This is a genomic window from Undibacterium sp. Di27W, assembly GCF_049340345.1.
Taxonomy (GTDB): domain Bacteria; phylum Pseudomonadota; class Gammaproteobacteria; order Burkholderiales; family Burkholderiaceae_D; genus Undibacterium.
Map to the genome: position 1 here is coordinate 145,583 of NZ_JBMPOS010000015.1, position 24,109 is coordinate 169,691.

Sequence of the window (24,109 nt, forward strand, 5' to 3'; positions counted from 1 at the left end):
CTAATCGTTTATTGATAATACGGTCCTGACCAATTCCTTGCCCTATCTGCAAATGAAAGTATCTCTAAAACCTGCACTCCTGCTCTTGAGTATGGCAGGCATCAGCAACAGCGTCAGCGCAATGACTGAACAAGGAGCATATAGAAATCTCATGTTTTTTCAGACAGCCAAAAGTGAAGGTGAGTACTGCGAGAATAAATTGCACATACAGGCAATTCCCCAACAAACAAAATGGCGTAATCAACATGCCACGGTACTATCCCGATCTATCAATACGCTGGAGCAGCACTTCGTCAACGATAAAGGCGCATCGAAACAGGAAGTACCTGCGGCCATGGTGGCCGTGTGGAAAAAACTTGAAGATATCGACAAGCGCGAGCTTGCAGGAAGACGAAATTTCAACACTTGCATTAAATTCCCTGAGTCGCTTAAATTCTACGCATCGCAATTAGTCCAATGAAGAACAACAGCATGCAAAGTATGCATGGGACGCATCGGCAATTTGTTCTTAAAATTACCGTAGACTATTTTGGCTGGCATCTTGATAATGACGTCACCGCTGCATAGCAAGTAAATAAGCAAGCACCACCTTCAGGAGTCGTTCATGAAAAATAGCGCCAGTCAGTATTTGTATTCTGTGTTCAGACAAGTAGCCCAGGAATTTCGCCAGATAGGGCAAAAAGTGGGCACACGACTGCTGCGCACGCCTTTACCAAAAGTATTAATGGTGTGTATCGCGCTTGCCCTTTTGATTACCATCATCCCACTGATCATCACTCTGTTTGTGGTGTTTGTACTGATCAAGCTATTTCTCGCGGTGTTCACTATGGGTAGCACGCAGGGCAAACCCAAAGCTCGCGGCGAGACCATTAACGCCGTTTACATAGAGCGACATACTGACAGGCAATAATCACATTTGCGTCCCAGTCCAGAAAGCCATCTCAGCAAATAAGGAAATAGGTGGCAGCTACAAATTCATGACATTTTCTCGACAGTTTTTAGTCATCTGCATCTGCGCAAAGTCTAAGATGATAAGATGATAAAACAGATGGCGAGACGACAAATTGAAAGCTAAGTACTTATTTCTGACCGTAAGCATTTGCTTCGCTACCGGCCTGCTCTCTGCTTGCGGGGGCGGCATTAATAATAGTAGCAACAGCACTGGCAACAGCAATCCACAAACGCAAGTAGTTGCTGGCCCCAGTTTGCGCGGCACGGCAGCCACTGGCCTGGCCATTGCCGATGCCAACCTCAGCGTCAAATGCCGCGGCGCCAGCGGCAGTACTAAAACAGCGGCTGATGGCACATTCAGCATCAGCATGGCAGCAGGCAGTACCCTGCCCTGCGTGCTGGAAACCAGTAATCCAGCCAATGGCAGGAAACTACATGCAATAGCCATCAATGCAGGCATCATCAACCTGACGCCCTTGACTGAAATGTTGTCCACCAGACTGATGCTGGCGGATATGAAGATTGTTTTTGCCAATCCAGACTTTGATGCCATCAACAAAACCGTCACGGCTGCCACTATAAAAACAGCACAAGCAGATGTCAGTGCCGTACTAAGCGGCTTACTGGATACCGGCAGCCTCAGCGAATTTTATAGTACGCCGTTAAAAGCAGCTGCCAGCAGCGCACCCGGCACCGGCGACAGCCAGGACAAAATCCTCGATACCTTGAATTTGACACTGGCAAGCAACTTGTATGAGCCCCTCCTCAATATGCTGTCAAAAATTACGCCTGCCATGATGGTATTTGGCCGCCAAGGCTGCCTAGTCAGGGGAGCAGATGGCCAGACCTTGTCTTGCAGCGGCCCCGGGTTATGGGAAACTGCAGGCAGGATAGATATTTTCCCGGCGGCGATGATACTCGAGCCTGGCAGCAAGCAAGTGCTGAGCGCAAAAATTGATTACTTGCAAAACGTCAACTATCTGCGCCAACCTGTGACATGGCAAGTCGTGGAAGCAGATGGTGGCAGCATCAGCAGCAATGGCGAATACATCGCGCCTTTAAAGCCCGGCATCTATCACGTGCGGGCACAAAGAGAAGACTTCCCTACCCTGAGCGCGACTGCAATGGTGATAGTCAATAATACATCGACTGGCTTTATACCGACCTTGAGTGTTGAACATCACATCGTCAATGTCATGCCTGGCGGCAGCATTGCGCTCAAGGCGGATATGAATTACCCACCTAACATCATGTACATACGCCAGCCTGTCAGTTGGAGCATTGTTGAAGCCGATGCGGGTGAAATCAGCCTGCTGGGTAACTATATTGCGCCAGCAAAAAGCGGCACCTACCATGTCAAAGTACAAAGAGATGATTTTCCGTCTATATACGTAGTGGTCGATATTTTGGTAAATTACCCCCCTGATTAAAACTTGCAAGATTTCCCTGAGCGCGTATGCTATCGACAGGCTCTGGATGATTGCAAAATAAAGTTAAATTAGAAGTTGCTTTTGAGAATTCTTTGACTATCATGAAGACAGTCGATCATTCCCTAAGGCAACTTTTAATATTCTGCACTAGCCGCAACATGCAGCATAGGCCAATACATTGGGGGAATCGCCAGATGATTACCAGGAGAAAGTCATGGACAGGTTGGAAATTTTTAAAAGCATAGCCACAGAGATCAATCGTGGGGACATCGTTTTCCCTACCAATGTGGAAGCTTCGCTAAAACTACAGCGTATCCTCGACGACCCTGATTGTCATATCGACACGGCTGCCAAGCTCATCATGGCTGACCCACTGCTATCTGCACGCACAGTCGCCATCGCTAATTCTGCAGCTTATCGCCGCTCAACCAGTGAAATCACGCATGTCAGGCTGGCAGTCAACCGCCTGGGTTTTCGCAGCCTGAAAGCCATGCTGGCTGCAGTCATCGTGCGCCAGCTCAATAGCCAGGTCAAAGACCCCGTCCTGAAAGCCAAGGCGGACAAATTATGGGAGCATTCTGCCCATGTGTCTTCATTGGCCCAGGTCATCGCCAAGCAAGTCACCAGGGTTGATCCTGAAACGGCCATGTTTGCTGGCATAGTCCATGAAATTGGCGGTTTTTATCTGATCTCGCGGGCTGAGGAATTCCCTGGCTTGCTTGATGGTGAACCAGAAATATGGATAGAATATGGTGAGCGCATGATAGGTCGCGGCATCATGCGCCAGTTGAATATACCTGAGAGTGTCATGAACGCGGTGGAAGCCATGTGGCATGGCGTTTGTGCCTTCCCACCAGAATCCCTGGGTGACACCCTGATCCTGGCAAATGATATCGCGCCCGTACTGTCACCGCTGCACGATCCTGACAGGGATTACAATAAACGCTTTGCCCGCCGCCTGAATTTTGATACTGACGACAGCAGCTTCCAGATCATCATGGATGAGCAGGAAGAGCAAATTGATACGCTCGCCACAGCTTTAATGATGTAGTGCAAATACGGCTTACATAAAACTATCCCAGCCACTTTATGAATGTTGGCTGGGATAGAAAAAATTATTCGCGATCTTTCATCTCGACATTCATATCGTAATCCGCCAGCCCTTTTTATTCATTCCAAAAGTCAGGGCAGCAAACATCAAAGTAAATGCAGCAGCATAAGCGAAGGATGAAAAATCCTCGCCAAACCGGCCGACCAGTGCAGGTGCAAATATTTGCTGGTAAATCAGATTATCCCAAGCAGTCCAGGCCAATACACAGGTTGCTACCCACGCCCCGGCATAAGCCGCGATTGCATTCACGCCAAAACTTTTTCCCAGCGCAGGCCAACCCTGTTTGTCTATCAGCATATGCATGGCCAGCAAGAGCAAGATGGCCCAGGCGCTGGTCCAGCAAACAAAGGAGGGCGTCCACAACTGCTTATTAAAGGGCAGATAAGCTGACCATATCAGCGCCAGCAAAATCAGGCCAGCAGCCCCGGCCAGCATTTGCTTCAACTGTCCATCACGCATGGCCCTGCCCGCCCAAACCCCAAACATGACACTGGCCATGGCCATGAATGTCGACAGCAAGCCTTCTGGCTCTTGCGCCAGGCCAGTCTGCACATCATAGCTATAGGCCAGCTTGCCCAATACTGCCGTATCTATCTTGTCGACCAGGTTCAGGTGCGGCTCGTAGGAACCTCCAAAAAATAACAATGCCCAATACACCAGCATGGCGCCCAGACAAATCATGATCTGACTGGAAAGCTGACGCACATGGATAATCAGGCAGGCCACCACGGCATAACAAATCCCTATGCGCTGCAACACCCCCAGCAAGCGGAAATGTCGCCCATCTATCAAGGCCCAGGCAATAAGGTGCAAAACTACACCCAGCAAAAACATGCGCAAGCTGCGCCAGAGTATGCTCTTGCGCACGACAGCGATATCCAGTCCCTTGCTTAATTGCGCGTCTAATGACATGGCCAGAGAAGCGCCGAGTATGAACAGGAAAAACGGAAAAATAAAATCGGCAGGCGAGCAGCCATGCCATGTCGCATGCTCCAGCCAGGGGAAGACATGCGACCAGTCACCAGCATTATTCACAAACAGCATGGCGGCCACTGTCAGGCCGCGCATGGCATCCAATGCTGCGTAACGTTTTACTGTAGACATACCCAAGTTCTCCCTAGCGCACTGAGACCAGTGCAGAAATACCAATTTATGCCTGTCGCGTCGTCCGGCATCAAGAAAAACCAGGAAGCGGGCTACACGCAGGATAATACCAGTGATAAAATCTGACAAAGTGGTATTGAATCTGGCCTTATAGATTAAAGCCATGCATAAAAAACTTATTTCATAGAGAAAATATATAAAATTCTTATGCGTGCCGCCTATTATTACAGACCAATTCCAAGTCAGCCACATCTTACTGGCACTTAAGTGGCATTGCAAATATAAAACCAGTTGACCAGCAATTTTGTGGCTAGTATGTTTCTCATGCTGGCAGTAAAAAACAAAAAAACAGGCAAGACCTACGCGGTTTTCAAGAACCATCAAATAGAGACAAATCCATGAGCATAGAAAAAACCAAGACTCCACGACCCATGCGCTGGGTGCCAAGTTTGTACCTCGCATCTGGCCTGCCGTTTTATGCAGTCGCCCTGATCGCTGGCCTGATGTATAAAAGTATGGGGGTACAAAACGACCAGATTGCTCACTGGACTGGCCTGCTTGGCCTGGCCTGGGTCTTCAAGTCTTTGTGGAGTCCTTTCCTGGAAGCCGCAGGCAGCAAGAAAATGCTGGTCATCCTGTTCCAGCTGATAGGCGGCGCAGCTCTGGGCCTGGTGGCATTGTCGCTGCAATTGCCCGCTTATTTTGCCATCAGTATTGCCTTGTTCGCTGTGGTGGCACTTTCTTCCGCCACCCATGACATCGCCGCCGACGGCTTGTATATGGCCAGCCTGAGTAACAAACAGCAGGCCAAGTATGCCGGCTGGCAAGGCGCATTCTTTAACGGTGCAAAATTCATTTCTCTGGGTGGCCTGGTGTATCTGGCAGGTTACCTCGAAAAAACTCTGCCAGCAGCACAGGCCTGGACCATTATTTTCGCCATCATGGGTGTGCTCTTGTTCACACTTGGCTTGTATAACAGCTGGGCCTTGCCAGGTGAAAAAAATGCGGCTCCCAAAGCATCCATGCACAGTATTTTTGTGACCCTGCAAGATGTGATCACTGAGTTTTTCAAAAAACCTGGCATCTGGCTGGCCATTATTTTCATTATTCTGTTCCGCGCTGCCGAAGGTCAGATACAAACCATAGGCCCCTTGTTCTTGCGTGAAGCCAAAAACCTGGGTGGTCTGGGCCTGACGACTGACCAGGTTGGCACGGCCTACGGTATAGCTGGCACGATCGCGTTTTTGGGTGGTAGTATCCTTGGTGGTTATTTCGCCTCCTGGCTGGGTTTGAAACGCGCCCTGCCATGGTTGATACTGGCGATGAATACGCCCAATCTGGCTTTCTTCTTCCTCAGCAGCAGCATGCCAGAAAGTATGACCGTCATCACAGCCGCTCTGGCATTTGAGATGTTTGGTTATGGCTTTGGTTTCGTCGGCCTGATCCTGTTCATCATGCAAGTGGTCGCTCCTGGCAAATACCAGACTGCCCACTATGCGCTGGGCACAGGCGTCATGCAACTGGGCTTTGTGTTTTTCAAGACCATCAGTGGTGACATACAAATCGCCCTGGGCTACAAGAATTTTTTCCTCTGGGTTTTGCTCAGCGCCATCCCCGTGCTGCTCATGACACGCTTCGTGTCTTTTGGCGACAGTGCTTCACATGGCAAAGAAGCCGATACAAAAGATGCGCCAGATAACATGGCAAAAACTGCAGACGCATAAGCCTTGCCGCCAGGGTGAGTACAAAACACACGCCCTGGCATACTTTCAGTCTCAGTTTAAGCCACTAGTCTAAGACTCAGGAAACAACACCCGCCAGTATCTTGACAAGAGAACCACATCTTAGCTTGACTCCCTGATCAAAAAGGATAGTAAATATGTCTATGCGCATAAGCGCATGCCTATCCAACCAGGGAGATCCATCTTGCACTCAACCAAAACAAGACATTGGCGTCAACTGACTGCCCTCAGCCTCTTGCTCATCAGCAGCACATTGCTGGCACAAAGCACAGGCATTACCCGCACTATCGTCACCAAGGCAGATTCATCCGTACCCGGCAAGGAAGATATAATTGCCAACATAGAAATTGCCGCCGGTGCCGTCGTTGGCTGGCATACCCATCATGGCGATGAAATCAGCTATATCACGGAAGGTGAAGTAGAATTGTTGGTAGCCCACCAGCCACCACGCAAGCTCAAGGCTGGCGAAGGCTTTATCATCCCTGCCGGTGTCGTCCATAGCGCAAAAAACCATGGCAGTGTCCCCATCAAGCTGACCGGTGTGTACGTGGTAGACAAGGACAAACCGCTGGCAACACCAGCGCCTGCTCCTAATTGAACCCTTATAGCCTGCCCTGTCATTTTGCAGGGCAGTTTTATCTTACCATTCGCCCGCCGTCACTCAGCGCTTGAAAACCGTCACTGGTCGCATGCCTGCCTTATCCAGCTTGTCGAAAATTGTGCTTACCGCTATCTTGAGCACATGAAAACCCTTACTGCATCCACTCCTCGCTGGCCAGCACTGCCAGGAACACGGCAAATTGTCGTGGTGCTTATCATCAGTGTCTTGATCGCCTGGGTGACCACGCCTATCTTCCAGTCACCATTCTGGCTAGTGCTCAGGCGTACGACTTTCATTGCCATGGTCATGCTGCTGGCATTCACAGTCTCTGGCGTCTGGCGTTTGCAGTGGTTGCCACGCTGGATACCGCGCTGGCTGGTACGAGTGACTGCCGTCTGCCTGCTGGCACCATTTGCCAGCCTGGCTGCCTATGTGGCGATAGCAGGCAGTTTCATGAACTTCATCCAGGCAAACAATCTCTTATCGGGTTTTGCCGCCAGCACGATTTTTGCGCTGTTTTTTGGCCCCCTCGTCGCCGTCGCCGCCATCAAGCGCGAAGACAAGCAACGTGAACGCGCAGATCGCCTGCAACTGGAACTGGAGAAAAACGCCCTGGAACGCGAAGTGCTGGATGCCCGCCTGCGCCTGTTGCAGGCGCAGATAGAACCGCATTTTTTGTTTAATACTTTGGCGAATGTGCAGGCACTGGTTGAAGCTGGTTCAGACAATGCAGCGCCCGTCCTGCGTCACCTGATCGCCTATCTGCGTGCCGCCATGCCACGCCTGAACGATGCTGATGCAACGCTGGAAAAAGAAATGCAGTTAGTCAGCGCCTATCTGGAAATCATGCACATGCGCATGCCTGACCGCTTGCAATTTGAACTGAGGCTGGCACCTGAACTCAAGAGCCTGCGCTTTCCCGCCATGGCTTTGTTAACCCTCGTAGAAAACGCCGTGCGCCATGGCATAGACCCTGGTACGGAAAGCGGCACAATAGAAGTCGGCGGCAAAAAAGATATCAACAACATGGTAACGCTTTGGGTAGCCGATACCGGCATAGGTATGGCAGAAACCGCCGTACCAGGCACTGGCCTGGCCAATGTGAAAGCGCGGCTGCAAGCCTGCTTTGGTAAAGATGCGCGTGTCGATTTGCATGAGCAGGCACCACATGGTTTGCGTGTCGAATTAATTTTCCATCCAGAGACCAAGACATGAAGCAGATCACCAAGCAAATCACCGCCTTGATCGCCGATGACGAACCCTTGCTCAGGGAACATCTGCGCACTAACCTGGCACGCCTGTGGCCAGATTTGCGTATCGTCGATGAAGCCCGCAATGGCCGTGAAGCGGTGGAGATGTTTGATATCCATCAGCCCGACATTGTCTTCCTGGATGTACACATGCCAGGCTTGAATGGCATAGAAGCAGCAAGGTCTATCGCACGCAGGGCGCATATCGTCTTCTTTACCGCCTACGAAAAATATGCTGTGCAGGCGTTTGAACAGGGTGCGGTTGATTACCTCGTCAAGCCCATCATAGAAGCACGCCTGGCTGATACTGTCACGCGCCTGCAACAGCGATTGATGCAAGCGAATGACATAGGTGCCAGCTATGACGCTCTACTTGATCGCATGGCCAGCGACATGCGCCAGCGCAGCCCAAAAGCAAACTACCTGCAATGGATAAAAGCATCAGTAGGCAATAGCATGCGTCTGATCCCGGTTGAGCAAGTGGCCTTCCTTCGCTCTGACGACAAATATACCCTGGTCGCCTGGGATGGTGGGGACGCACTGATACGCAAGAGCATACGTGAACTCAGTGATGAACTCGACCCGGATCGTTTTGCACAAACCCATCGCTCCGTCATCGTCAATCTGCACTATGTCAGTGAAGTCACGCGCGGCATGAATGAAACAGCCGAACTGCATATACGCGGCCGCCCCGATGTATTACCCGTCAGCCGCAGCTACCTGCATCTTTTCAGGCAGATGTAACGCCGCACTGATTTTTTCAGTAACAAACCATAAAAGCAAACCCGCCTTTGCAGGCACGCTTTGCACGCACACTCACGCCTGTTCGGCAGGATCAGACACGGCTAATTCACATGAGCAAAAAGGAGTTTTCAAATGACGCAAGAGACTGTTTTCGAAACGAACAATATATTTCCTACGCAAACTGCACCACCATTGAAAAAATATGGAATAGAAAAACTCTCCCGTGCCAGCCTGAAATATGCCGCAGGACTGTGGTTCTCAGTCGCCATCATAGGCCAGCTCTTATTCATCTATTACATCCTTGGTTTTTATGTCCTGGCTGCGGTGAAAGGCAATCTCGCAGCCTGGAGCGACGTACTGCCCCATGGCTATATCAAGGGCGACAGCGCAGGCAATTTTGCCATCATCACACATATCTTTTTGGCGGCGAGCATCACCTTGGCGGGCATACTGCAAATGATCCCGCAAATCCGCGCACGGGCACCAAAATTCCACCGCTGGAACGGGCGTATCTATCTGTCCAGTCTGGTCATTGCCGCCACGACTGGTTTATACATGGTGTGGTTACGCAATGGCGTCGGTGATTTTACCCAGCATCTGGGTGTGAGTTTAAATGCAGTATTAATCCTGGTCTGCTCAGCCATGGCCTTACGCCATGCCCTCGCACGCCAGTTCGCCCAACACCGCCGCTGGGCATTACGCCTGTTCCTGCTGGCAAATGGCGTCTGGTTCTTCCGTATAGGCCTGATGTTCTGGATAGCCATCAATCACGGCCCTGCAGGCTTTAACCCCAAGACTTTTGAGGGACCTTTCCTGAGCTTCATTTCCTTCGCCAATTCCCTGATACCGCTGATCGTCTGTGAATTATATTTGCGCGCGCAAGACAGCAAGAACAAGGCCGCTCAGTTCAGCATGGCCGGGGCATTGGTGGTTTTAAGTGCAGCCAGCGGTATGGGTATCTTTGTGGCGTTTATGGGTATGTGGTTGCCGCGTCTCTAGTCATCGATTATTCAAAGAATGCTAATGAATGACTAATGAATGAGTAATGATAATTGTCATGTTGTTTGATCTTTAGAATGAAAAGAGTGCATGACCTGCATGCACTCTCAACAATCGGCTTGAGCTTATGCCTTTACTTCAAACCCCAGTGCAGCCAATGCAATTTCTGCTGCCTGCTGGTCTTGCAGTGCATTACCGCCTGATATGCCTATGCCACCGATGACCTTGCCATTTTCAATAATCGGGCAGCCACCACCAACTGCCACCAGGCGCGGCCTGTGGGCCAGTTGTGCTACAACATCATTGCTGATGATGGCTGTCCAGGTATGAGTAGGCAGGCCAAACGAGGCTGCCGTCCAGGCTTTGTCGATTGCCACATCCACCGTCAAAAATGCGGCGCTGTCTGCTCGTTCAAATGCTTTCAGGTGACCGGCATTGTCGGTCACAGCGATCGTGACATCGATACCGATATCGCGGGCAGCAACACTGGCTGCGGTGATCAGGGCATTCGCGGCATCGCGTGTGATGCTGGCCGCCGCAAATGATTTATTGAGGTTCGTTGTTTGCATAAAAACTTTCTGCTGAATTCTGCTGAGATTAAATTAAAAGCCTTGCAGTACGACTTTGCCCTGGGCCTTGCCGCTTTCTATCAGCGCATGCGCCTTGCGCAAGTTTGCCGCATTGATCTTGCCAAAATTCGCATTCACAGTCGTGCGCACTTTGCCTGCATCCACCAGTGCCGCCACTTCTGCCAGCAGCTTGCCTTGTTCATCCATATCGACGGTCTTGAACATCGAGCGGGTAAACATCATTTCCCAATGCAGGGAGATGGATTTCCCTTTCAACTGCATCAAGTCCAGTGCCACCATGTCGTCAATCACAGCCAGCTTGCCTTGTGGCTTCAGGCTGGCGATGATTTCTGCATAGTGCTGTGCTGTCTGCGTCAGGCCAGCGACGATATCGACTTCATTAATGCCTATGGCTTTCAATTCAGCACTCAAGGGTTTCGAGTGATCGATCACTGCGTGCGCACCCAGATCCAGGCACCACTGACGTGTCTCGGCACGTGAGGCGGTGGCAATCACACGCAATTGCGTCAACTGACGTGCCAGTTGTATGAGGATGGAACCAACACCACCGGCACCACCTATCACTAGCAAGGTCTGGCCTGCGCCACCATTCTTGGCTACACCCAGGCGTTCAAACAGCAATTCATAGGCAGTAATCGTCGTCAGTGGCAAGGCAGCAGCCTGTGCATCATCCAGCGTAGTGGGTGCCTTGGCGACGATGCGTTCATCCACTGCATGCAATTCACTGTTTGCACCGGGGCGGTCTATCGCGCCAGCATAGTAAACACGGTCACCCGCTTTAAAGTTGCTGACTGCAGTGCCAACTTCTTCAACGATGCCAACCGCATCCCAGCCCAGCACGTTCAACTGGCCTTCAGCGGGTGCACGACCCAACCTGACCTTGGTATCAACAGGGTTGACAGAGATAGCATTCACGCGCACCAGCAAGTCACGCGCTTCCAGTGCTGGTTTTGGTAATTCCACATCTTCCAGTGATGCAGTGTTATCGATAGGTAAAGAATGGCGGTAAGCAATGGCTTTCATGTTGAGTCCTTGAGTATGTTGTGTATGTTAAGTATCGGTATGGTGTCCAGAAACATTTCCAGATCAGTGCAGGCATTGTAGAATCTGAAGCATGAATTGATAAGACCGATAAATAACTATCACTTTCAAATGAAAATTGAAAATCTCAGCGACCTGCATGTACTCGTGCAAACCGCCCGCTGCGGCTCACTCTCAGGCGCAGCCAGCGTGCTGGGCATGACACCCGCAGCCGCCAGCGCCACTCTCAAGCGACTGGAAACCCAATTGGGTACCCGCCTGTTCGAACGATCGACCCGCGCTCTGCGTATCACAGCGCAAGGGCAAATCCTGCTCGACTATGCGCAAAGGGCGTTTGATTTGCTCGACGAAGGCGAATCCCAGGTATCAGAAGCCCGCACCGCCCTGGTCGGCACCATACGCGTCGCCGCCCCGTCTGACCTGACCCGCACCACCCTGCTGCCCTGGCTGGACGAGTTCCTGGCCCTGCACCCCGGCGTGCAAATTGCGCTGAATGTTGGTGACAGGCCACTGGATGTAGTACGCGATGAAGTGGATGTGGCAATAAGGTATGGCACGCTGACAGATTCGCGCCTGGTCGCCAGGGTACTGGCACAAAGCCGCCCTATACTCTGCGCAGCCCCCAGTTACCTGGCACGCCACCCCGCCCCGCAAACACCGCAAGACCTTACCCACCACAATTGCCTGCTATTCGAGCGCAGCAGCCGCCTGCACAAAACCTGGCGCTTTGGACAAAACGGCAAATGGAAAGAAGTCAGAGTAAAAGGCGACCGCAGCGCCGACGACGCCTCACTGGCCCGCATGTGGGCGATAGCAGGCGCAGGCATCATCTTCAAATCATTGATTGATGTCAGGCAGGAACTGGCAGATGGTAGCCTGGTAGCGCTACTGACGGACTGGGAGACTGAGGCTTATCCGCTGCATGCTTTGTTGCCGAGTGGGCGCTTCATACCCAACCGGGTTCGGGCCTTGGTGGAGTTTTTGAGTTCGAAATTTGCTATCAGTATTCGGAATGAAAATAGCAAATAATGACGTGCACAGAAAACATTGCTCCTGATTGTTTAACATGTCAAACAATAAACTAAAAATCTCGTACAATATTATTCAAGTGAATTCAATCGGACTCAAGAAAAAGGAAAGCACAGCATGTCAAATGAAGAAAAAATCAAAGGCCCCGCCTCTTATTTCCCTTCAATAGAAAAGAAATACGGCAAGCCCATCCAGCACTGGCTGGATCTGGTTCAGCAAAACAAAGGTTTAAAGCATATGGAAATCGTCAACAAGCTCAAGACTGAACATGAATTGGGGCATGGTCACGCCAATGCCATCGTTGCTTATGCTCTGGCTGCTGACAATAAGTAGTTTGGCGCTTTCAATTCTGCTTTCAGATAAATATAAGCAAGGTCATTATGACTATAGTGAAAATCCCTTCATTTTCATATTGGACAGCAAAGACCAAGCAAGAAGCCCATGAACAAGCAAATCAAAGAAGTGTTCGCAACGCAAAGTAAAGACAATATAACTGTATTGATATTGACATCCCTGTTAGGGCCAGTTGGTATACTTTTGCTTTTCGCAAGAAAAACGATCAACAAGCTTCAGTTTGCCAGTTTGCTTTGCATGTGGCTCTCGGTATTCTGGTGCAGGTGGATAACGGGATTTGTCTTCCCTTCGACCTTTTACGAAATGTTCATCGTAGGCATACTTTGTTACGGTGGCGCGATCTTGAATCCACACAGATCGGATTCCAGCATGGCTGCAGTGACGGGGTATCTTTGCTGATGCTGGTAGCTGCTGTTACTGGTTATTTAGAAGTACTTGTCGTACGAAATTTAGAGCATTTAATTTCGCCAATAGATATGCTCGTCATAGGAACCGGTTATTTCGGATATCTTTTGTCCAGCTATCTAGCTTGGAAGAAGAGAGTTTCAAGCTGAACAACCAAATCAAATATTCGCACAAAATCAACTTTAAAAAAATAATCAATATTTCAACGAATCATTCAATGTCCACACACTCGAAATTAACTACCAAACCCTTCCTGCTAAAAATTCTATTTTGTTTTAGTGCATTCATAATTATCCCTAATGCATCTGCTCAGATTTGGGCGACGGCAACTTCAAAACATCGAACAAATGATAGTGTCATCGTATTTCGCTACCTCAAAGAATTTAAAAATAGTTACAATATTAAGCAGTATCCAGATCAAGTGACGCTTACCTGGACATATTTTGGAAACAAGGGCATGCCATCTACTGATGAGCGTGTAAAAATGGACAAATTTGAAGATACTCTTCTATCTCTACTCGACAAAGATAATTTGGCCACGCTCACGATAGTATCTACCGGCAATAATGTGCGTGAGTGGAAATACTATGCAAAGTCAAGCAGCTCTTTCAAACGTAAATTGAATCTGGCGCTTAAAGAATTCTCAGACTTGCCAATAGAATTCCAAATATCACCTGACCCAGAATGGACCGTTTATAAAAACTTTAAGGCTGCAGTCAAAGAGTAGGTGAAAGCATTGTGTTGCTAATCCCTCACTGCCAACCCATGGCCATCAAACACATGACACCTATGCCCCGGCAGTTGTATGCAAAGATCAGCCCCCGCATACAGATCTGAAGTATCCGCAGGTAGCTTGATAGCAAACAGATTTTCTTCACCCGCCAGCGTCGCATAGACGATGGCGGCATCCCCCAGATGTTCAACAAAGCTGATGCAGACTTCAAGCTGGTTGCTGTGCTCTGTGGTTTGCGATGCCAGCAAGATGTGCTCTGCCCGGATGCCGAGGCTGACTTCGTCGCCTGTCTGCAAATTGCTGGCATCAAGCTGGACGTTGATATGTGTGCCTGCTGCCAGTTGCAGTTCTATCTCATTACCCAGATTGCGCAATACCTTTGCCTTGACGATGTTCATCTTCGGTGAACCGAGGAAGCCTGCGACGAAGAGGTTGGCGGGTTTGTCGTAGAGTTCCAGCGGTGCGCCTATCTGTTCTATCTTGCCGCCGTTGAATACTGCTATGCGCTGGCCCAGGGTCATTGCCTCTACTTGATCATGCGTGACGTAAATCATGGTGGCGGCAAGCTCTCTGTGCAGCTTGCTGAGTTCTATGCGCATTTGTACGCGCAGGCTGGCGTCGAGATTCGATAAGGGTTCATCAAACAAAAACAGGCCGGGCTTGCGCACGATGGCGCGGCCTATGGCGACGCGCTGGCGCTGGCCGCCGGACAGGTCGCGTGGCTTGCGTTGCAGCAGGTGAGTCATTTGCAAAATGCTGGCGGCGTGTTGCACAGCCGTGTCTATCTCTGCTTTGCTCATGCTGGTGAGGCTTAAGCTGAAGGCCATGTTTTCATACACGGTCATATGCGGGTACAGGGCATATGACTGGAACACCATGGCCAGGCCGCGTTTGGCGGGTGGGATGTCGTTCGCCAGTTGATTGTCTATATGCAGTTCACCGGCGCTGATATCTTCCAGACCGGCAATCATGCGCAAGAGCGTGGATTTGCCGCAGCCTGAGGGGCCAACAAAGACCATGAATTCACCATTGCGCACATGCAGGTCTATGCCTTGCAAAACCTGGTTATTGCCATAGGATTTGCTGATCTGCTGCAGTCTGACTTCGGCCATTCCTTGTGTTCCTTAAGCCTGGACTACTGCAGCAGTAGAGAAACCGGCAACCGGTATCTGGCCGCTGGCGACCACTTCTGCGGCAAACCATGCGCGTGCTGCGTCTATGGCTGGTGGTGCAAAGCCGTAAGTAATCAATGCAGGTGCCTGAATGTCGAGCATTTGAAATGGATTCCACAAGACCAGGTGCAGGTCTGGCTTCCAGGTGTCGCGTACCTGTTTGCTGTAGCGTATGCGTACGGTGGATGCCAGCACGACAAAGCGACCATCATCTGGCAAGGCGCTCCAGTCAAAGCTGTCAGCATTATTAAAGGTGACGGTATCTACATCATACAAACTGGCCAGCATGGCGCTGACTTTTGCTGCGGGTATGCCAGCCTCAGAGACACCATCGCTGACTACGTCAGCACTGATGATCAGGCGCAGCTTGCTGCCCTTCGCAGGTGGTTGTGCATTGCCCTGCGTAGTCAGGCCGCGCTTCCAGGCGCTGGACATGAGGATGCGGTCTGCCATGTCGGTCTGGTAGGCGGTGTCTATGCAGGGGTAAGCCTTGGTCAGGTCGGCCATGCGCTGCAGTTTTTGCTGTACATCTGCGAGAGAAATCTGGCCAGACAAAATCACTTCGGTCAGGGCATTCAGGGTTTCCAGTTGCGTCTCTGTCGTGCCTAGTGCCATGACCATGTCGGTACCGGCCAGCAAGGCGCGCACTGCGGCATTGCCTACGCCATAACGGCCTGCTATGGCATGCATGTCCATGCCGTCTGTGATGACTACGCCCTGGTAATTCCATTGATCGCGCAACAGACCCGTCAGGATGGGCTTGGACATGGTGGCAGGGTTTTCTGCATCCAGTGCAGGATAGACGATATGCGCGGTCATCATGGCTGGTGCATTGCGGCTGACAGCGGTCTGGAAAGGTGCCAGTTCCAGCGCCTGCAATTCTGCCAGGCTCTTGTTCACCGTTGGCAGGTCGCGGTGGGAATCAACATTGGTATCGCCATGACCGGGGAAATGCTTGACGCAGCAAGCCACACCTTCGGCCAGGCTACCGTCCATCCAGGCCAACGCCAGTTCACTGGCACGTTTTGGATCAGAGCCAAACGAGCGTTCAGAGATGACGGGATTATCGACATTGTTATTCAAATCCAGCACAGGCGCAAAGTTCCAGTTGAAGCCCAGCGCCTTGACGCCGCGCGCAACAGCAGCGCCCACCTGGCGGCATAGCTCAGGATCATCGCTGGCCCCCAGCGACATTGCCGCCGGGGGCTGCGGTACCCAGGTGGAGCGCACGACTGCACCCCCTTCCTGATCGATGCCGATCAGCGCCCCCTCCCCCAAGATAAGGCGCAGATCAGCCGTCAGTTTTTTCAGCTGGATTTCGTCGACCATGTTTTGCCTGAACAGGCAAATGCCACGGATATGATTGTCTTTTAAAAAATGTGCCGATGTCTCATCCAGGCTGGTGATGGGCATGCGTATCATCACCAGTTGCCCGGCCAGGCGGCGTGCTTCTTCGCGTGTCAGGGTTTGTTGTTTATTGTTGTCTTGCGTCATTTCACTGCTCCATCCATGCCGCGCATAAAAAAGCGCTGGGTAAATAAAAAGGCGACCAATATAGGTGCAACTGTCAAAATGGTTCCTGCCGCAATCACGCGGGTGCTGCTGCCGTAAGTGCCGCGCAAATACAGCACTCCGGCAGACAAGGGGAAATCTTCTGGCTTGCTGATGACGATAGATGGCCAGATGTATTCATTCCATGCCTCTACCGCTGTCAGGATGCCTACCGTTGCCAGCCATGGTGTAATCAAAGGCAGGACAATGCGATAAAAGATGGTCCATTCTGTGGCACCATCGACACGGGCGGCATCAAGCAAGTCTTGCGGCACTTCATCAAAAGCCTGCTTCAGCAAGAGTATCGAGACTGCAGTCACAATATTGGGCAGCACCACGGCAGTGTAAGTATTCACCAGAGATATCTTGGTCATGGTGATGAAATTGACCAGGAAATTGACTTCAGACGGCAAAATCATGGTCGCCAGTATCACCCCCATGATGAGCTTGCTGCCGCTGAACTGCATGCGCGACAAAGGGTAAGCGGCGAGTGAGCAAACGACCAGCTTGCCTAGCACGGTCGCCAAAGTGATCAGCAATGAATTCTTGTAGAAAGCGATGATGGGAATGACACGGAAAGCCTCTATAAAATTATCCAGTGAGATACCACGCGGCCAGAATGTGGGCGGGAATTCAAACAGATTGCCTTCAGTGGACATCGCCACTACCAGCGTCCACCAGAATGGGAAAATGCAGATGATGGCTATCAGGCTCAGCAAGCCATATTGTGAAGCCGTGCGCAGGATTTTTTTGATGTGCATGCTCACTCCCTGCGCCCTGGTTTAAGCCAGCGCAGGCAGACGAAAGCGATCGCCATGCAGCAGAGGGATACAACAAAACTCGCAGCCAGACCACGCGGTAGCTTCAAGTGTTTCAAGCCCTGGTCATAAGCGTAATACAGGGCCGTGAAGGTGGAATTCATAGGCCCACCCTGGGTCAGCACATCGACTTCCTGATAAGCCTTCAAAGCTGCCAGCACCGACATGATGCTGCAGACCAGTATTGTCGGCTTCAGCATGGGCACGGTGATGCGCCAGAAGCGTTGCCAGCGATTGGCACCATCCAGTATGGCTGCCTCCTGCATCTCGGCGGGCAGTGACTGCAAGGCAGCCAGGTACATCACCATATACCAGCCCAGGCCGCGCCAGAAAGAGACGAACATCACGGCAAACAAGGCAAGCGCATCATCCGACAACCAGCCCAGTGGCGCAGCGATAATATGCAATTGCAGCAGCACATAATTGAGTGTGCCCTGCTCATGGAACATGAAGCCCCACATGATGCCGACTACAGACACCGTCGTCACTACAGGCACATAATAGGCGGCGCGAAACCAGCGTATGCCGGGCAATTGATTATTCACCAGCACTGCCAGTGAGATCGCCCCCAATTGCGTGAAGGGTACGACCAGCAAAAACAGTAGCGAGTTTTTAAGCCCGGTCAAAAACATGTCGTTCGCAAACAGGGCGCGATAATTGGCGAAGCCTACCCAGTGCACTTCGCGTATCAGGCTGAAGTCAGTAACGCTCAGGTAAGAGCCATACATGACGGGCCAGAAAGAAAACATCAGCAACAATAACAAAGCTGGTGCCAGGAAAGCATAGGCCAGCAAATTGCGTCGTTTGCTGGTTGTGGACGAAGGTATAGAGGAAAGTGGCTTGCTCATGGCAACTTCGGCCCTTGCAATTTACGGTTCCAGATCACTACTGCTTCATCCAGCGCTTCCTGTATATCACGGCGACCAGTGACGCCCGCCTCTACTGCCTTGACCAGGAAGCGGCGCAATTCATCATAATCATCTATGCCGCTGACGTACAGGCTGCGCGCAGAATTCATGGAGTTTGCAGCAACAGCCAATGCTTGTTCTGATGCGCCTGCATTGGGGGTTATTTTCTTGAAATAGGGATTTGCCAATGCCTGCTTGGTCGTGGGCATGACGCCTGCCATGCTGGCAAAAGCCAGTTGATTGGCATCGCTGGTCAGGTAACGGGCGAAGGCGGCAACTTCTGGGATATCTTTTTTCTTGATGCCTTTGGGTATGGCGAAATGGAACATCCAGCCACCATCATTGATGCCGGTTGGCCCTGGCGGCACAGGGAAGATACCAGTCTGCGCATAAATTTCTGGTGCATCAGTTTGTATACGTTTGATGGCAGTCGGTGCGCTGACCATGACGCCTAAACGACCACCTAAGTAGGCATCTACTACTGCAGGAAAATTATCTTCTGCAAATAATTTATCTTTTAAAAAACCACCCGCCTTGTAGGTGGCAGCCAATTTTTTGACCAGAGTCACATGGGCTGGCGAATTGAAGACTGCCTTGCCATCACGCAGCAAATCCAGACCCTGCTGCATGAAAAAACCATCGATCTTGCCAAGTGCGGGTGCATAGCCAGGCTTGCCAGTCTTAAGAGAAATCATGACTGCCTGGGTCAGCAATTCATCCATGCTGCGTGGTGCCTGGAAAATGCCTGCCGCTGCCAGTATCTTGCGATTATAGGCAATAACATTGACGTTACTATAATGCGGGAAGCCATAAACCTTGCCATTGAAACGCAAGTCAGCCAGGGCTGCATCGGTGTAATCATTCATGGCACCTGGTGCTGCCAGCAAGGTATCGACAGGTTCAAGCAAACCATCACGCGCCATTTCTTCTGCCCAGGGCACGCTCAAATTCACCAGTGCGGGTGGTGTACCGGCAGCAATCGCTGTGATCAGTTTTAATTGCAGGATATCCCAGGGGAAGTCCACCCATTCGAGCTTGATGCCGGGGTGCTGGGCTTCGTAATTTTTGACGAGTTCCTGAAAATAGGGAATGAATTTTGGCTTCAGGCTCATGGTCCAGAATTCGATTTTCTGGACAGCAAAGGCATTGCCGTGCAAGCCAAAACTCAAGAACAGTAAGCATAAGACCAGACGCAACTTCGGCCTTAAGGTCGATGTATTGCACATACTCCCCAATATTTTTAAGCAATCTCGCATTTTAATCATACCAATCTTGCTATTTATAAAAATACTGGGGGTAGTATCTATTTTTTAAGTTTTTAAAAAATAGCCTGCTGCTTTAGCTGTGTCAATTTGTCTTGGTGACTTTGCTCAAGTGCCTAGGTTTGTCCGGGTCCAGACCACGGGCAATCGACAGGTTTGCTGCCATCATGTAGAAGGCTTGTATTGCAACCACAGGATCAAGATCAGGTGTAGCCGCAACTGGCAAAGTCAGGTTACGTTCCTTGACATCTTCTGGTGCTGCCAGCAAGACATTCGCGCCACGGCCACGCATTTCTTCTGCCAGGGCAATCAGGCCAGCCTGTGCAGGACCACGGGTTGCGAATATCAATAATGGGTAACCATCATGTATCAGTGCCATGGGGCCATGCTTGATTTCTGCACCGCTGAAGGCTTCTGCCTGGATGACGGATGTTTCTTTGAATTTGAGTGCAGACTCCAGCGCTACCGGGAAGCTGATGCCACGTCCCACCACCATGATGCGTGATGCGGGTTGCAAGACTTCTATCGCAGGTGACCAGTCAAGCTTGGTGGCGGCATGCAGGGATTCTGGCAATTGCTCTATCGCCGCCAAAAATTCTGCATCGTTTTGCCAGTGACCTGCCAGGCGTGCGCCTGCAACCAGGGAAGTGATAAAGCTCTTGGTTGCAGCCACGCTCAGTTCCGGGCCTGCATGCAAAGGCATGGTCCATTCTGCGCTTTGTGCCAGCGGCGATGCTGCGTCATTGACGAGGGCAACAGTAGTCGCACCACCTTCACGGAAATAACGGATAGGCTCAACCACATCAGGGCTTTGGCCAGACTGTGAAATCGCAATTGCCAGCGCATCTTTTGCTGCCAGTGGGGCCTTGTTCAAGGTCACCAGAGACATGGGCAGAGAGGCGACGATGCGCCCTACCCTGGCCATGATCAGATAGGCTGCATAATTGGCAGCGTGGTCTGAGCTGCCGCGAGCAACAGTGACGACGGATGTGGGTGGTTTGGCGCGCAGGTGTGCGCCAAGTTCGGCATAGCGCTCACCTTCATGTTTGAGTTGTTCGGCTACAAAATCAGCGGAAGAGCTGGCTTCCTTAAGCATCTGCGAGGTCAATCTTTTCTCCTTCTACATAAACAGCGATGAGGTTGAGCTGGCGATCCAGTACAACCAGGTCTGCGTAACTGCCAGCCTGCAGGCGGCCACGCTCATTCAATCCCAGATAATCGGCTGCGTAGGTAGAAACACGCTTCGATGCATCTTCCAGGTCCAGGCCTATGCTGACCAGATTGCGCAAGGCCTGGTCCATGGTCAGCGTGCTGCCGGCCAGCGTGCCGTCTTCAAGACGCACACCGCCCAGGCATTTATGCACGACCTGGCGGCCCAGCATGTATTGTCCATCGGGCATGCCGGAAGCGGCAGTGGAATCAGTAACGCAATACAGATGCGGAATCGCACGCATGGCGGCTTTGATGGCGCCAGGGTGGACATGCAATAAGTCGGGGATAATTTCTGAGAACTGCGCATGTGCCAAAGCAGCGCCCACCATGCCGGGCGCGCGGTGATCAAGGCGCGACATGGCGTTGTATAAGTGGGTAAAGCCGGTAGCACCGTTTTCCAGCGCTGCCTTGCCCTCTTCGTAAGTTCCGAGGGTATGGCCTATCTGTACCTGCATGCCTATAGCGGTCAGCTCGCGCACCAGTTGCAAATGGCCATCCATTTCAGGTGCCACGGTGATCAGGCGTATCGGGGCTATTGCATCGAGATGGCGCACCTGTTCCAGCGAACCGGTATGGGCAAAGTCTGGCTGCGCACCGAGCTTGCCGGGATTGATATACGGGCCTTCCAGATGCACACCCAGGATACGTGCGCCACCGCTACTGCGCTTATCAACCTCGGGCCTGATGCCCTGCAAGGCCAGTTCCAGATCGGCCAGCGGCGCAGTCATGGTGGTTGCCAGCATGCTGGTGGTGCCATGCCTGGCATGTTTGCGCGCGATGATCTTGACTGCGTCACCGGCTTCCATGGTGTCTTTACCGCCAGCACCATGCACGTGCAAATCGACGAAGCCCGGCAGGATGTAATGCGCAGCATCAGCATCAGCGGCATTCACGGCATTGGCATCAGCAGTGATGGCCTGGATTTTTTCATCGAAGGCCAAAGTCCCATACACCCAGCCTTGGGGTGTCAGTATTTGCCCCTGTACTTGTAGCTGCAAACTCATCTGAACAACTCCGCTACAAAGTCATAATAATCGCTGCGACAATAGGAATGCGAGAGTTCTATCGCGGCACCATTTGGCAAATAAGCGACACGAGTAATGAACAACATGGCCGCACCCTGTTTGATATCTGCCAGACGGGCTTGCTCGGCAGTCGCATTCACGGCGCGAATATGCTGCAAGGCGCGCGCTGGTGAGAGATTATGCGATTCAAGATAGCCGTACAGGCTATCGCTGACCAGTTTAGGGTTGGGCATATACATCGCCGGTATCGTTGAACTTTCTATCGCCATGACGACATTGTCGGCAGTGCGCAAGCGCTTCAGGCGCGATACCACAGTATTCGGTGAGAGGCCCAGCGACAAAATTTCTTCAGGTGAAGCGATTCCAGTTTCGCGTGACAACCAGCGTGAGCCTGGGGCAAAACCACGGTTGCGCAATTCTTCACTGAAGTTGGTCAGGCGTGACAGCGGTTGCTCTATCTTGGGTGTGATGTAAGTGCCAGAGCCATGCTTGCGCGTCAGCATACCGCGTTCGCACAGCATGTCTATGGCCTTGCGCGCCGTCACACGTGAAATTTCCAGGGTTTCAGACAACATGCGCTCTGAAGGCAAGGCTTCATCCGGCTGCCACAATCCACTATGTATGCCATTCGCGAGTTTGTTCGCCAATTGCAGATACAAGGGGGTAGAACTTTCTGTATCCGGTTTGAAGTCTATCAATTGTGCCAGCATGTCTGTCTTTCTTTTTATGATGTATTTTATTTGGCTTGCAAATGCTGTTGTATCAGTATCAGCGCCCCGCTTGCCGAATCGGCCCTGGGCATTTGTATTCTTTGTTTTAATTCAGCGGGCAAATACACCGCTACTGGCGCTGCCAGGCCACCGCACAAGGCGATAGGCAATTCGCTTGCAGGGTCCAGTGCCCTGGCCATGATGGCGACTTCTTTACCGGCTTCCAGCATGATCTCGCGCGCCACCTCGACTTCAGGCGCAAAACGAATGACCAGCGGCGCCAGTTCGGCATAACGGGTTTGATTGGCTACTGCCAGCCAGGCGAAGACGCTATCTTTATCGCCACCACAATGTGCCAGCACGGCATTGGCGAAAGGATTGCCGGCCGCACGGCCATCCAGCACACGCTGTAAATGATTGACCGCACGCATACCCAGCCAGGCACCACTTGCCTCATCACTGACAGGAAAACCCCAGCCACCGACTTCACGACGCTGGCCATTTGGTAGCAAGACTTCGCCTACACTACCAGTGCCCAGGGCGATGATGGAGCCAGGCTTACCGTCAAGTGCGCCCAGCAAAGTGGTATAGGCATCAGTTTCTGCGCAGACCGCGCCAAAGCCTGGATTGAGGGCCACGAATTCTCTGGCCCAGTGAATATTATGTACGCCAGCCAGGCCGCAGCCTACGGCGATGTCGGCCAGCGCAGGCATGGAGAGCTTTGCTTCTGCAAAGGCTTGCTGTGTCGCCAGCAAGATCGCCTGCCAGGCCTTGTCGCGACCATGCGCCAGACCAGATGGCCCGGCACTGCCACGCCCCAACTCCTTGCCCTTTGCATCTGACAACACCACTCGCGTGCCAGTGCCACCACCATCAGCTCCAATAAAATAAGTACAAGCAGGCTTTATCGAGGACGGATTTACAACCTCTGACAAATCAGCTTCAGACAGATTTTCTGCTTGTTTATTCATTGATAAGTAAATAATTAAGTAAGGTTAAGCCGGACCAGTTTCTGTACTTCTGCTACTATTTCAAGTCTCACTGTAAGTTTTTTCCCTAGTGGATGTCAATAGGTATTTAAGTGGTATCATCAAATATAATTTAAGCCTGTCTTTTTCTATCACATACTCCCCCTGATAACGGGGCGTAGCACACTCAAGACAGACTCCAGACTCTACAAGCTTTATTACAACTTGTATTAAGCAAAAATGTTCTTTATTTCAAGAACTGCTCATTACCGACCATACCAATCTTGGTGACACCAAGACGCTGTGCCGCTGCCATGACGGCTGCCACAGATTTGTAAGGTACAACAGCGACCGGACGCAGATGCACTTCAGGCTGATCTTTCTGTGAAGCGGCTTCGG

Annotated in this window: 26 protein-coding genes; 13 read left to right on the forward strand and 13 right to left on the reverse strand. The window is 51.4% G+C overall.

What is annotated here, in order from left to right:
- Positions 1 to 37 precede the first annotated feature (37 nt).
- From ACO0LF_RS25690 to ACO0LF_RS25705, 4 genes are all read left to right on the forward strand, one after another.
- A complete protein-coding gene (locus ACO0LF_RS25690) occupies positions 38 to 460 on the forward strand; it encodes a hypothetical protein (RefSeq protein WP_423019235.1) in 423 nt (140 codons plus the stop codon).
- Positions 461 to 604: 144 nt separating this feature from the next.
- Positions 605 to 910 carry a hypothetical protein gene (locus ACO0LF_RS25695; protein WP_423019237.1) on the forward strand — a complete coding sequence of 102 codons (306 nt, stop codon included), beginning with the start codon at positions 605 to 607 and terminating at the stop codon, positions 908 to 910.
- 154 nt (positions 911 to 1,064) lie between these two features.
- Entirely contained in the window at positions 1,065 to 2,381 is a 1,317-nt protein-coding gene (locus ACO0LF_RS25700) for a hypothetical protein (RefSeq protein WP_423019239.1), read from the forward strand.
- A 214-nt stretch (positions 2,382 to 2,595) separates the two neighbouring features.
- Positions 2,596 to 3,432, forward strand: coding sequence for an HDOD domain-containing protein (locus tag ACO0LF_RS25705; protein WP_423003578.1), 837 nt, complete (start codon positions 2,596 to 2,598; stop codon positions 3,430 to 3,432).
- Between the two features lie 90 nt (positions 3,433 to 3,522).
- On the opposite strand, the gene ACO0LF_RS25710 is transcribed toward ACO0LF_RS25705, so the two are convergent.
- Entirely contained in the window at positions 3,523 to 4,596 is a 1,074-nt protein-coding gene (locus tag ACO0LF_RS25710) for an acyltransferase family protein (RefSeq protein WP_423019241.1), read from the reverse strand.
- Positions 4,597 to 4,994: 398 nt separating this feature from the next.
- Here ACO0LF_RS25710 and ACO0LF_RS25715 point away from each other — a divergent pair, with 398 nt between their 5' ends.
- From ACO0LF_RS25715 to ACO0LF_RS25735, 5 genes are all read left to right on the forward strand, one after another.
- Positions 4,995 to 6,320 (forward strand): MFS transporter, encoded by a 1,326-nt coding sequence (locus ACO0LF_RS25715; RefSeq protein ID WP_423019243.1) that lies wholly within the window; start codon positions 4,995 to 4,997, stop codon positions 6,318 to 6,320.
- 202 nt (positions 6,321 to 6,522) lie between these two features.
- Complete coding sequence (locus ACO0LF_RS25720) at positions 6,523 to 6,936, forward strand: cupin domain-containing protein (RefSeq protein WP_423019245.1); 414 nt, start codon at positions 6,523 to 6,525, stop codon at positions 6,934 to 6,936.
- Between the two features lie 144 nt (positions 6,937 to 7,080).
- Positions 7,081 to 8,154, forward strand: a complete 1,074-nt coding sequence (locus tag ACO0LF_RS25725) for a sensor histidine kinase (protein ID WP_423019247.1) — start codon at positions 7,081 to 7,083, stop codon at positions 8,152 to 8,154.
- Positions 8,151 to 8,933: a LytR/AlgR family response regulator transcription factor gene (locus ACO0LF_RS25730; RefSeq protein ID WP_423019249.1), complete on the forward strand. Its 783-nt coding sequence runs from the start codon at positions 8,151 to 8,153 to the stop codon at positions 8,931 to 8,933. The genes ACO0LF_RS25725 and ACO0LF_RS25730 overlap by 4 nt, the downstream gene beginning before the upstream one ends.
- Positions 8,934 to 9,065: 132 nt before the next feature.
- On the forward strand, positions 9,066 to 9,932 hold the full coding sequence (locus ACO0LF_RS25735; RefSeq protein ID WP_423019251.1) for a DUF2306 domain-containing protein: 867 nt from the start codon (positions 9,066 to 9,068) through the stop codon (positions 9,930 to 9,932).
- A gap of 125 nt (positions 9,933 to 10,057) precedes the next feature.
- Here ACO0LF_RS25735 and ACO0LF_RS25740 read toward each other — a convergent pair whose 3' ends face one another.
- The gene (locus ACO0LF_RS25740; RefSeq protein ID WP_423019253.1) at positions 10,058 to 10,501 is read right to left on the reverse strand and encodes a GlcG/HbpS family heme-binding protein; all 444 of its coding nucleotides are present in this window, start codon (positions 10,499 to 10,501) and stop codon (positions 10,058 to 10,060) included.
- A 33-nt stretch (positions 10,502 to 10,534) separates the two neighbouring features.
- Positions 10,535 to 11,545, reverse strand: coding sequence for a zinc-binding alcohol dehydrogenase family protein (locus ACO0LF_RS25745; RefSeq protein ID WP_422978741.1), 1,011 nt, complete (start codon positions 11,543 to 11,545; stop codon positions 10,535 to 10,537).
- A 129-nt stretch (positions 11,546 to 11,674) separates the two neighbouring features.
- On the opposite strand from ACO0LF_RS25745, the gene ACO0LF_RS25750 reads away from it, so the two are divergent.
- The 4 genes from ACO0LF_RS25750 to ACO0LF_RS25765 all read left to right on the forward strand — a co-directional run bounded on the left by ACO0LF_RS25750 (position 11,675) and on the right by ACO0LF_RS25765 (position 14,078).
- The gene (locus ACO0LF_RS25750) at positions 11,675 to 12,592 is read left to right on the forward strand and encodes a LysR family transcriptional regulator (protein WP_423019255.1); all 918 of its coding nucleotides are present in this window, start codon (positions 11,675 to 11,677) and stop codon (positions 12,590 to 12,592) included.
- A gap of 117 nt (positions 12,593 to 12,709) precedes the next feature.
- Positions 12,710 to 12,925 carry a DUF4287 domain-containing protein gene (locus ACO0LF_RS25755; RefSeq protein ID WP_423019257.1) on the forward strand — a complete coding sequence of 72 codons (216 nt, stop codon included), beginning with the start codon at positions 12,710 to 12,712 and terminating at the stop codon, positions 12,923 to 12,925.
- A gap of 108 nt (positions 12,926 to 13,033) precedes the next feature.
- On the forward strand, positions 13,034 to 13,345 hold the full coding sequence (locus tag ACO0LF_RS25760; protein ID WP_423019259.1) for a hypothetical protein: 312 nt from the start codon (positions 13,034 to 13,036) through the stop codon (positions 13,343 to 13,345).
- 223 nt (positions 13,346 to 13,568) lie between these two features.
- The gene (locus ACO0LF_RS25765; protein ID WP_423019261.1) at positions 13,569 to 14,078 is read left to right on the forward strand and encodes a DUF695 domain-containing protein; all 510 of its coding nucleotides are present in this window, start codon (positions 13,569 to 13,571) and stop codon (positions 14,076 to 14,078) included.
- Positions 14,079 to 14,095: 17 nt separating this feature from the next.
- On the opposite strand, the gene ACO0LF_RS25770 is transcribed toward ACO0LF_RS25765, so the two are convergent.
- From ACO0LF_RS25770 to ACO0LF_RS25815, 10 genes are all read right to left on the reverse strand, one after another.
- Positions 14,096 to 15,196 (reverse strand): ABC transporter ATP-binding protein, encoded by a 1,101-nt coding sequence (locus tag ACO0LF_RS25770; protein WP_423019263.1) that lies wholly within the window; start codon positions 15,194 to 15,196, stop codon positions 14,096 to 14,098.
- 12 nt (positions 15,197 to 15,208) lie between these two features.
- Complete coding sequence (locus ACO0LF_RS25775; protein ID WP_423019265.1) at positions 15,209 to 16,750, reverse strand: glycoside hydrolase family 3 protein; 1,542 nt, start codon at positions 16,748 to 16,750, stop codon at positions 15,209 to 15,211.
- On the reverse strand, positions 16,747 to 17,568 hold the full coding sequence (locus tag ACO0LF_RS25780) for a carbohydrate ABC transporter permease (protein ID WP_423019267.1): 822 nt from the start codon (positions 17,566 to 17,568) through the stop codon (positions 16,747 to 16,749). Before ACO0LF_RS25780 ends, ACO0LF_RS25775 begins: the two co-directional genes overlap by 4 nt.
- A gap of 2 nt (positions 17,569 to 17,570) precedes the next feature.
- Positions 17,571 to 18,473 carry a carbohydrate ABC transporter permease gene (locus ACO0LF_RS25785; RefSeq protein WP_423019269.1) on the reverse strand — a complete coding sequence of 301 codons (903 nt, stop codon included), beginning with the start codon at positions 18,471 to 18,473 and terminating at the stop codon, positions 17,571 to 17,573.
- Positions 18,470 to 19,759, reverse strand: coding sequence for an ABC transporter substrate-binding protein (locus ACO0LF_RS25790; protein ID WP_423019271.1), 1,290 nt, complete (start codon positions 19,757 to 19,759; stop codon positions 18,470 to 18,472). The genes ACO0LF_RS25785 and ACO0LF_RS25790 overlap by 4 nt, the downstream gene beginning before the upstream one ends.
- A 121-nt stretch (positions 19,760 to 19,880) precedes the next feature.
- Positions 19,881 to 20,891: an SIS domain-containing protein gene (locus ACO0LF_RS25795; RefSeq protein ID WP_423012122.1), complete on the reverse strand. Its 1,011-nt coding sequence runs from the start codon at positions 20,889 to 20,891 to the stop codon at positions 19,881 to 19,883.
- On the reverse strand, positions 20,884 to 22,005 hold the full coding sequence (gene nagA / locus ACO0LF_RS25800) for an N-acetylglucosamine-6-phosphate deacetylase (protein ID WP_423019285.1): 1,122 nt from the start codon (positions 22,003 to 22,005) through the stop codon (positions 20,884 to 20,886). The genes ACO0LF_RS25795 and nagA overlap by 8 nt, the downstream gene beginning before the upstream one ends.
- Positions 22,006 to 22,007: 2 nt before the next feature.
- Entirely contained in the window at positions 22,008 to 22,742 is a 735-nt protein-coding gene (locus ACO0LF_RS25805; protein WP_423009606.1) for a GntR family transcriptional regulator, read from the reverse strand.
- A 26-nt stretch (positions 22,743 to 22,768) separates the two neighbouring features.
- Positions 22,769 to 23,713 carry a BadF/BadG/BcrA/BcrD ATPase family protein gene (locus ACO0LF_RS25810; protein WP_423019273.1) on the reverse strand — a complete coding sequence of 315 codons (945 nt, stop codon included), beginning with the start codon at positions 23,711 to 23,713 and terminating at the stop codon, positions 22,769 to 22,771.
- Between the two features lie 244 nt (positions 23,714 to 23,957).
- A partial coding sequence (locus tag ACO0LF_RS25815; protein WP_423019287.1) for an ExbD/TolR family protein occupies positions 23,958 to 24,109 on the reverse strand: 152 nt, incomplete at its 5' end.

Bases quoted from the DNA above. Each gene is read 5' to 3' on its own strand.
- ACO0LF_RS25750 (WP_423019255.1), top strand. From the start codon at position 11,675: ATGAAAATTGAAAATCTCAGCGACCTGCATGTACTCGTGCAAACCGCC.
- ACO0LF_RS25715 (WP_423019243.1), top strand. From the start codon at position 4,995: ATGAGCATAGAAAAAACCAAGACTCCACGACCCATGCGCTGGGTGCCA.
- ACO0LF_RS25775 (WP_423019265.1), bottom strand. From the start codon at position 16,750: ATGACGCAAGACAACAATAAACAACAAACCCTGACACGCGAAGAAGCA.
- ACO0LF_RS25805 (WP_423009606.1), bottom strand. From the start codon at position 22,742: ATGCTGGCACAATTGATAGACTTCAAACCGGATACAGAAAGTTCTACC.
- ACO0LF_RS25765 (WP_423019261.1), top strand. From the start codon at position 13,569: ATGTCCACACACTCGAAATTAACTACCAAACCCTTCCTGCTAAAAATT.
- ACO0LF_RS25745 (WP_422978741.1), bottom strand. From the start codon at position 11,545: ATGAAAGCCATTGCTTACCGCCATTCTTTACCTATCGATAACACTGCA.
- ACO0LF_RS25790 (WP_423019271.1), bottom strand. From the start codon at position 19,759: ATGTGCAATACATCGACCTTAAGGCCGAAGTTGCGTCTGGTCTTATGC.
- ACO0LF_RS25770 (WP_423019263.1), bottom strand. From the start codon at position 15,196: ATGGCCGAAGTCAGACTGCAGCAGATCAGCAAATCCTATGGCAATAAC.
- ACO0LF_RS25810 (WP_423019273.1), bottom strand. From the start codon at position 23,713: ATGAATAAACAAGCAGAAAATCTGTCTGAAGCTGATTTGTCAGAGGTT.
- ACO0LF_RS25725 (WP_423019247.1), top strand. From the start codon at position 7,081: ATGAAAACCCTTACTGCATCCACTCCTCGCTGGCCAGCACTGCCAGGA.
- ACO0LF_RS25695 (WP_423019237.1), top strand. From the start codon at position 605: ATGAAAAATAGCGCCAGTCAGTATTTGTATTCTGTGTTCAGACAAGTA.
- ACO0LF_RS25705 (WP_423003578.1), top strand. From the start codon at position 2,596: ATGGACAGGTTGGAAATTTTTAAAAGCATAGCCACAGAGATCAATCGT.
- ACO0LF_RS25740 (WP_423019253.1), bottom strand. From the start codon at position 10,501: ATGCAAACAACGAACCTCAATAAATCATTTGCGGCGGCCAGCATCACA.
- ACO0LF_RS25760 (WP_423019259.1), top strand. From the start codon at position 13,034: ATGAACAAGCAAATCAAAGAAGTGTTCGCAACGCAAAGTAAAGACAAT.
- ACO0LF_RS25730 (WP_423019249.1), top strand. From the start codon at position 8,151: ATGAAGCAGATCACCAAGCAAATCACCGCCTTGATCGCCGATGACGAA.
- ACO0LF_RS25755 (WP_423019257.1), top strand. From the start codon at position 12,710: ATGTCAAATGAAGAAAAAATCAAAGGCCCCGCCTCTTATTTCCCTTCA.
- ACO0LF_RS25785 (WP_423019269.1), bottom strand. From the start codon at position 18,473: ATGAGCAAGCCACTTTCCTCTATACCTTCGTCCACAACCAGCAAACGA.
- ACO0LF_RS25780 (WP_423019267.1), bottom strand. From the start codon at position 17,568: ATGCACATCAAAAAAATCCTGCGCACGGCTTCACAATATGGCTTGCTG.
- ACO0LF_RS25735 (WP_423019251.1), top strand. From the start codon at position 9,066: ATGACGCAAGAGACTGTTTTCGAAACGAACAATATATTTCCTACGCAA.
- ACO0LF_RS25795 (WP_423012122.1), bottom strand. From the start codon at position 20,891: ATGCTTAAGGAAGCCAGCTCTTCCGCTGATTTTGTAGCCGAACAACTC.
- ACO0LF_RS25710 (WP_423019241.1), bottom strand. From the start codon at position 4,596: ATGTCTACAGTAAAACGTTACGCAGCATTGGATGCCATGCGCGGCCTG.